The organism is Dactylosporangium sp. NPDC049525 (assembly GCF_040676755.1).
GTDB lineage: Bacteria > Actinomycetota > Actinomycetes > Mycobacteriales > Micromonosporaceae > Dactylosporangium.
In genome coordinates this window covers 465,866-473,385 of record NZ_JBFAPO010000003.1, presented here as the reverse complement: position 1 = coordinate 473,385, position 7,520 = coordinate 465,866, and the positions used below count along the sequence as shown (strand labels likewise).

Genomic DNA, 7,520 nt, shown 5'->3' with positions numbered 1-7,520 from the left:
CCGAGCAGCCAGCCCCGGCCCCCGTCCGCGCCGAGCAGCCAGCCCCGGCCCCCGTCCGCGCCGAGCAGCCAGCCCCGGCCCCCGTCCGCGCCGAGTGGCCAGCCCCAGCTCCCGTTCGCGTCGAGCCGCCAGCTCCGGTTTCCGTTCGTGTCGAGCGGCCGGCCCTGGCTCCTGTCCGTGCCGAGCAACCGGTTTCCGTTCGTGCTGGGCAGTTGGCTCCGGTTCCTGTTCGCGTCGAGCCGCCAGCCCCGACCCCCGTCCGCGCCGAGTGGCCAGCCCCGGCTCCTGTTCGTGTCGAGCCGCCAGCTCCGGTTTCGGTTCGTGTCGAGCGGCCGGCCTTGGCTCCCGTTCGTGTCGAGCAGCCTGCTCCGGTTTCCGTTCGTGCCGGGCAGTTGGCTCCGGCTCCTGTTCGTGTCGAGCGGCCGGCTCCGGCCAGCGCCGGGCGGCCGGCCTCGGCTATCGCGCACGCCGAGCAGCCTGCCGTTGGTGCCGGCCGTCCGGGCACTCACCAGGAGCTGCCCGTCGACTCAGGTCAGTTGCGGCTTGCTCCGGTGCCTGCTTCCAACCGCGGTGAGCAGCTGGCCGGCGGTGGCGGCGGTGCTGGCGTCGATCAGGACCTGCCCGTCGACCCGGGGCGTCGGCGGCTCGCTTCGGCGCCCGTCTTCACCCGCGGTGAGCGGGCGGCGTCCGGGGGCGGTCGTCCGGGTTCCCACCTGGAGCCGGCGGGGGAGGTGCAGGCGCTCAAGGAGCAGCGGGGGAGGAGCGAGCCGGTCCGTGGGCTGGCGGGGCTGGTCAGTGCCGGGATGGTGCGGCCGGCGAGTGAGCACGCGGCCGAGGCGGGGATCGGGGCTGGGAAGGTGCTGCCGGTGCTCGCGGGGTTGCGGGCGTTGCTGCCCGGTGGCGGGCTGCGGCGGGGGGCGACGATTGCGGTGCAGACGTCGTCGGTGCTGCTGGCGTTGCTGGCGGCGGCGAGCCGGGCCGGGTCGTGGTGCGCGGTGGTGGGGATGCCGGCGTTGAGTCCGGTGGCGGCGGCCGAGATGGGGATCGCCCTTGAGCGGCTGGCGCTGGTGCCGGACCCGGGGGCCGAGTGGGCGAGCATCGTCGCGGCGTTGCTCGACGGAGTCGACATCGTGGTGGCGGCGGTGCCGGGGACGGTCGCGCCGGCGGTGGCGGGGCGGCTGGCGGCACGGGCCCGGCAGCGGGGCAGCGTACTCATGCCGGCGGGAGTATGGGCAGGCGCGGACGTGACGGTGACCCCGGTCCAGCAGAGCTGGGGCGGGCTCGGGGAGGGGCGGGGACGGCTGCGCTGCCGGGAGCTGACCATCCAGGCCCGCGGCCGGGGAGCGGCAAGCGCCGCGCGTGAGGTGACGCTGTGGCTGCCGGCGCTGGAAGGGCCGTTGCCGCCGGTCCGTGGCGCGCGGATGCCGCGTAAGGCCGCAACCGTGCTGCGTCGGGTCGGTTGAGATGCCGCGGGCGGTCGTGGACCCGGGGCAGCCGCCGCTGGAAGGCTGCTGCCGCCGGTCCGCGACGCGTGGATGCCGCGTAAGGCCGCAACCGTGCTGCGTCGGGTCGGCTGAGATGCCGCGGGCGGTCGTGGACCCAGGGCAGCCAGCGGCCACCCGAACCCGGTCCGCGGCGCGCGGATGCCGCGTAAGGCCGCAACCGTGCTGCGTCGGGTCGGCTGAGATGCCGCGGGCCGTCGTGGACCCGGGGCAGCCGCCAGCGACCCGGACCCGGCCGGGCGCCGCGACGCTGCGGCAGCGCCGAACCGCCGGCGAGTGCGAAGGGGGGCGGTGAGGGGTGACGCTGCGGACGATCGTGGTCTGGTGCCCGGACTGGCCGGTGGTTGCCGCCGAGATCGTGGACGGGTACCCGGCGGCCGAACCGGTGGCGGTGCTGCACGCCAACCGGGTCCTCGCCACGTCGCCGGCGGCGCGGGCCGAAGGGGTACGGCGGGGGCTGCGGAAACGGGAGGCGCAGGGGCGCTGCCCGCACCTGATCGTCCTCGAGCACGACCCGGGGCGGGACATGCAGGCGTTCGAGCCGGTGCTCATGGCGGTCGAGGAGCTGGCGCCGGGGGTGGAGACGCTGCGGCCGGGGGCGTGCGCGCTCGCGGCGCGGGGACCCGCGCGGTACTACGGCGGTGAGGCGGAAGCGGCCGAGCGGATCGTCGAGCAGGTCGCGCAGCGGTGCGACGTGGAGGCGCAGGTCGGGGTCGCGGAGGGGACGTTCGCGGCGGGGCTCGCCGCGCGGGCCGGGGTGCTCGTCCCGCCGGGGGAGACCGCGGCGTTCCTCGCGGACCTCAGCATCGGCGCGCTCGGGCGGCCCGCGCTCGCGGACCTGCTGCGGCGGCTCGGGATCCACACCCTCGCGGAGTTCGCGGCGCTGCCGGGGCCGGACGTCCTGGCCCGGTTCGGGTTCGACGCGGCGCTCGCGCACCGGCTCGCCGGCGGGCGGGACGAACGGCCCCTCGCGCCGCGGCGGCCACCGCCGGACCTGGACGTGACGGAGACGTTCGACGAGCCGGTCGAGCGGGTCGACGCGGCCGCGTTCGCCGCCCGGGCTCTCGCGGAGCGGCTGCACGAGCGGCTCCAGCAGCACGGGCTCGCCTGTACGCGGCTGGGGATCGAGGCGACCACCGTCACCGGGCAGGAGCTGCTGCGGACCTGGCGGCACGACGGGCTGCTGAGCGTCACCGCGATCGCCGACCGGCTCCGCTGGCAGCTCGACGGCTGGCTGAAAAGCCGGTACAGCCCGAACAGCGGCATCATCAGGCTGCGGCTGGTGCCGGAAGGGGTGGTCGAGCACCTGGGGCTGCAGCCGGGGCTGTGGGGTGAGGCCGGCGACGAACGCGACCGTGCCCACCGGGCCCTTACCCGCGTCCAGGGGCTGCTCGGGCCCGACGCGGTCCTCACCGCCGTCCTCGACGGCGGGCGCGCCGACAGCAGCCGGATCCGCCTGGTCGCGTTCGGCGACGAGCGGGTCGCGCAGGGCACGGACGCGCCGTGGCCGGGGCGGCTGCCGTCGCCGTCGCCGGCGACCGTGTATCCGGTGCCGCTGCCCGCGGTCGTGGCGGACAAGGACGGGCAGGTGGTGCGGGTCAGCGGGCGTCTGGAGCTCAGCGGCGCGCCGGCGAGCGTGCGCATCCACGACGAAGCACCCGTTGGCGTGGTCGCGTGGGCCGGGCCGTGGCCGGTCGACGAACGCTGGTGGGACGAGGACGGGGCCCGCCGCCGCGCCCGGTTCCAGCTCCAGCTCGCCGACGAGCGGGCGATCCTGGCGGTCCTCGAAGACGGCACCTGGCACGTGGAAGGGCTGTACGACTGATGGGATTCTCCAACCCCGACATCCCATGGCGTGAGTTCGAACAGAAACTCAGCGGGAGAAGAGCCGAGTACCATCCCGACCCCCTGTCCGCGGATGACGGTGACGGCGGCGACTCCCCGGCGTGGACCCGCAAACGCGCCGAGTACACCGCGCCGCCGGAGCTGGAGCGGCCCGCCGACGTCGTGCCGTACGCGGAGCTGCACTGCCACACCAACTTCAGCTTCCTCGACGGGGCCAGCCACCCCGAGGAGCTCGCCGAGACCGCGGCCCGACTCGGGCTGTCCGCGGTCGCGATCACCGACCACGACGGCTTCTACGGCGTGGTCCGGTTCGCGGAGGCCGCCAGGGAGCTGGACATCCGGACCGTGTTCGGGGCGGAGCTGTCACTCGGGCTGCCCGGCCCGCAGAACGGTGAACCCGACCCGCACGGCCGGCACCTGCTCGTCCTCGCGCGAGGCCCGGAGGGGTACGCCCGGCTGTCCCGCACCATCAGCGACGCCAACTTCCGCGGCGGGGAGAAGGGCCGGCCGGTCTACGACCTGGAGGAGACCGCGGACACGCTGAAGGACCACGCGCTGGTCCTCACCGGCTGCCGCAAGGGTCACGTCCCCGCGGCGCTGCTGGAGCACGGCCCGGAAAAGGCGGCACAGGAGCTGGACCGGCTGATCGCGCTGTTCGGCCGGGAGTCCGTGGCGGTGGAGCTGACCTCGCACGGCGGCCCGTACGACGACGAACGCAACGACGCCCTCGCCGAACTGGCGGCGGCCAGGCATCTCAGCACGGTCGCGGCGAACAACGTGCACTACGCGACCCCCAGCCGCAGGAGACTGGCGACCGCGCTCGCCGCCGTCCGGGCCCGCCGCAGCCTCGACGACATCGACGGCTGGCTGCCCGCGGCCGGCACCGCCCACCTGCGCTCCGGCGCGGAGATGGCGGCCCGGTTCGCGGCCTGGCCCGGCGCCGTAGCCAGGGCCGCGCGGTTCGGCGAGGAACTCGCGTTCGACCTGCAGCTCGTCGCGCCCAGGCTGCCGGACTACGCGGTGCCGGAGCCCGGCATGTCGGAGATGGACTGGCTGCGGCACCTGACGATGACGAAGGCCGCCGACCGGTACCGCGGCAACGCGAAGGCATACGCGCAGCTGGAGCACGAGCTGGCGCTGATCGAGGAGCTCAACTTCCCCGGGTACTTCCTCGTCGTCTACGACATCGTCACGTTCTGCAAGGAGAACAACATCTACTGCCAGGGGCGGGGCTCCGCGGCGAACTCCGCGGTCTGCTTCGCGCTCGGCATCACCAACGTCGACGCCGTCAAATGGGGGCTGCTGTTCGAGCGGTTCCTGTCCCCGGAGCGCGACGGGCCACCGGACATCGACATCGACATCGAGTCCGACCAGCGGGAGAAGGTCATCCAGCACGTCTACGCCAAGTACGGCCGGCGCTACACCGCGCAGGTCGCCAACGTCATCTCGTACCGGCCGAAGTCCGCGGTCCGGGACATGGCGAAGGCGTTCGGGCACTCGCCGGGGCAGCAGGACGCGTGGAGCAAACAGGTCGAGCGGTACGCGGCGTTGAGCGACGACGACCACGACGACATTCCCCGGCAGGTCGTCGAGCACGCGAACGCGCTGCTGACGTTCCCCCGGCATCTCGGCATCCACTCCGGCGGCATGGTCATCTGCGACCGGCCGGTGATCGAGGTCTGCCCCGTGGAGCACGCGAGGATGGCCGACCGCACCGTCCTGCAGTGGGACAAGGACGACTGCGCGTCCGTCGGCCTGGTCAAGTTCGACCTGCTCGGCCTCGGGATGCTGTCGGCGCTGCGGTACGCGTTCGAGATGATCGGCGGCGAGCTCGACATCTCCACGATGCCCCTCGACGACCCCGAGGTCTACGACATGCTGTGCCGCGCCGACTCCGTCGGGGTGTTCCAGGTGGAGAGCCGCGCCCAGATGGCGACGCTGCCCCGGTTGAAGCCCCGCGAGTTCTACGACCTGGTCGTGGAGGTGGCGCTGATCCGCCCGGGGCCGATCCAGGGCGGTTCGGTGCACCCGTACATCCGCCGCAAGAACAACCTCGAGCCGGTCACGTATCCACATCCGCTGCTGGAGAAGTCCCTGGAGAAGACGAAGGGGGTGCCGCTGTTCCAGGAGCAGCTGATGCAGATGGCGATCGACGTCGCCGGGTTCAGCCCCGCCGAGTCCGACGAGCTGCGGCGCGCCATGGGCTCGAAGCGGTCGATGGAGCGCATGGGTCGCATCCGGCGGCGGCTGTACGAGGGGATGGCGGCCAACGGCATCACGGGCGCACTGGCCGACGACTTGTTCGACAAGCTTGCCGCGTTCGCCAACTACGGGTTCCCGGAGAGCCACGCGATGAGCTTCGCGTACCTGGTGTACGCGAGCGCGTGGCTGAAGCGGTACCACCCGGCGGCGTTCTGCGCGGCGCTGCTCAACGCGCAGCCGATGGGGTTCTACTCGCCGCAGTCGCTCGTCGACGACGCCCGCCGGCACGGTGTCACCGTCCGCCGCCCCGACGTCAACCTGAGCGCCGCCGCGGCGACCCTGGAGGACGCGCTTCCTGACGAGATGCCGGGCACCGGGCCCAGCGGGTGGGGGCGGGGCGGGCCGGTCGTGCGGCTCGGGCTGTCCGCGGTCCGGTCCCTCGGCACCGCCGTCGCCGAGCGGGTCGCCGACGAACGGGCGGAGCACGGCCCGTACACCTCGATGAGCGACCTCGCCAGAAGGGCCGGGCTCACCACGGCCCACCTGGAGGCCCTCGCGACCGCGGACGCCTTCGCGGGGCTCGGGCTCAGCCGGCGGGAGGCGCTGTGGGCGGCGGGCGCGGCGTCCCGGGAGACGGCGGGCCGGCTGCCCGGCACGACCGGCGGCCTGGAGGCGCCGATGCTGCCCGGGATGGACGCCGTGGAGCGCATGGTCGCCGACGTGTGGGCGACCGGCCTGGCCCCGGACGCGCACCCGGCGCAGTTCGCCCGCGAGTACCTCGACCGGATCGGCGCGGTGTCCGTGGAGCGGCTGCACACCGTCGACCACGGCCGCCGGGTCTCCGTCGGCGGGATCGTCACGCACCGGCAACGCCCGGCGACCGCCGGTGGGGTCACGTTCATCAACCTGGAGGACGAGACCGGGATGCTCAACGTCACCTGCACGCCCGGGCTGTGGCAGCGGCACCGCCGGGTCGCGCGGACCGCGAGCGCGATGCTCGTCCGCGGGATCCTGGAGAAGGTCGAGGGCGTGCTCAACCTGCGCGCCGACCACCTCGCGGTGCTGAGCCTGCCGATCCGCTCAGCGTCCCGCGACTTCCGCTGACCCGTCCTTGTCGTCCGGGGCGTTCACCGGGTCGCGGCGCCCGCGCAGCAGCCACCACAGGCCGACGACAGGCAGGACCAGCGGGACGTAGCCGTACCCCTGCCCGTAGTCGGACCAGACCGTGGCGTCCGGGAACGCCTTGGCGTCCAGGATGCTGAGGGTGCCGACGGTGAGCACGCCGAGCAGCTCGAACCCGCAGGCGGCGAGCGCGACCCGGCGGGCGTTGCGGGCCAGGGCGACGGTCGCGACGATGTAGACGACGCCGGCGAGCGCCGACAGCGCGTACGCCAGGGGCGCGTCACCGAAGCTCGTGGCGATCTGCACGCCGGCGCGGGCGGTTGCGGAGAGCGCGAACACCCCGTAGATCGCGACCAGGACCCGGCCCGGTCCTTTGTTGAGCCGACGTTCAGCCATTCCAGATCTGTCCCAGTCGCAGGATGAGCACCGGCACGATGACGGCGGCGCTGCCGATCAGCAGGGAACCCCAGCGGGTCGGTTCCATCCGGGCAAGGACGGCACCGGCCGGCGGCAGCAGCAGCGCCGTCAGCATGTACCCGACGAGGGTGACGACCTGGCCGCCGTCGTCGGGCCCGCGGCCGCCGGCGAGACCGACGGTGAGCGCGACGACCTGCACCAGGACGAGCACCCCGACGACGCCGAGCCCGGCGAAGAGCGGGCGGGTCGGCTCGCGGTGCCGGAAGAACTCCACGAACGCCCACGCCGCGAGGGCGAGCGACAGCACGTGGATGGCGACAGCCAAGGGCCCGATCACGGCCGACAGCGTAATGCGGCGGGCCCGGAGCACCTGCTCCGGGCCCGTCATGCTCTATGTTCCGGGCTGAATACCGGCCTCGTGAGGGGTTGATG

5 protein-coding genes and 1 pseudogene are annotated in these 7,520 nt (G+C 74.0%); 3 read left to right on the top strand and 3 right to left on the bottom strand.

The window, feature by feature from the left end; genetic code table 11:
- The coding region (locus AB0K00_RS08905; RefSeq protein ID WP_363517601.1) for a hypothetical protein at positions 1-188 on the bottom strand (188 nt) is incomplete at its 3' end.
- Between the two features lie 615 nt (positions 189-803).
- On the opposite strand from AB0K00_RS08905, the pseudogene AB0K00_RS08900 reads away from it, so the two are divergent.
- From AB0K00_RS08900 to AB0K00_RS08890, 3 genes and pseudogenes are all read left to right on the top strand, one after another.
- Positions 804-1,382, top strand: a pseudogene (locus tag AB0K00_RS08900) (hypothetical protein); the annotation flags it as partial.
- Between the two features lie 418 nt (positions 1,383-1,800).
- A complete protein-coding gene (locus AB0K00_RS08895; RefSeq protein ID WP_363517598.1) occupies positions 1,801-3,327 on the top strand; it encodes a DNA polymerase Y family protein in 1,527 nt (508 codons plus the stop codon).
- Positions 3,327-6,653 carry an error-prone DNA polymerase gene (locus tag AB0K00_RS08890; RefSeq protein WP_363517595.1) on the top strand — a complete coding sequence of 1,109 codons (3,327 nt, stop codon included), beginning with the start codon at positions 3,327-3,329 and terminating at the stop codon, positions 6,651-6,653. The genes AB0K00_RS08895 and AB0K00_RS08890 overlap by 1 nt, the downstream gene beginning before the upstream one ends.
- Here AB0K00_RS08890 and AB0K00_RS08885 read toward each other — a convergent pair.
- Positions 6,630-7,067 carry a hypothetical protein gene (locus AB0K00_RS08885; protein WP_363517592.1) on the bottom strand — a complete coding sequence of 146 codons (438 nt, stop codon included), beginning with the start codon at positions 7,065-7,067 and terminating at the stop codon, positions 6,630-6,632. The two genes, AB0K00_RS08890 and AB0K00_RS08885, sit on opposite strands and share 24 nt — an antisense overlap.
- Entirely contained in the window at positions 7,060-7,425 is a 366-nt protein-coding gene (locus tag AB0K00_RS08880; protein ID WP_363517589.1) for a hypothetical protein, read from the bottom strand. Before AB0K00_RS08880 ends, AB0K00_RS08885 begins: the two co-directional genes overlap by 8 nt.
- Positions 7,426-7,520: the final 95 nt, after the last annotated feature.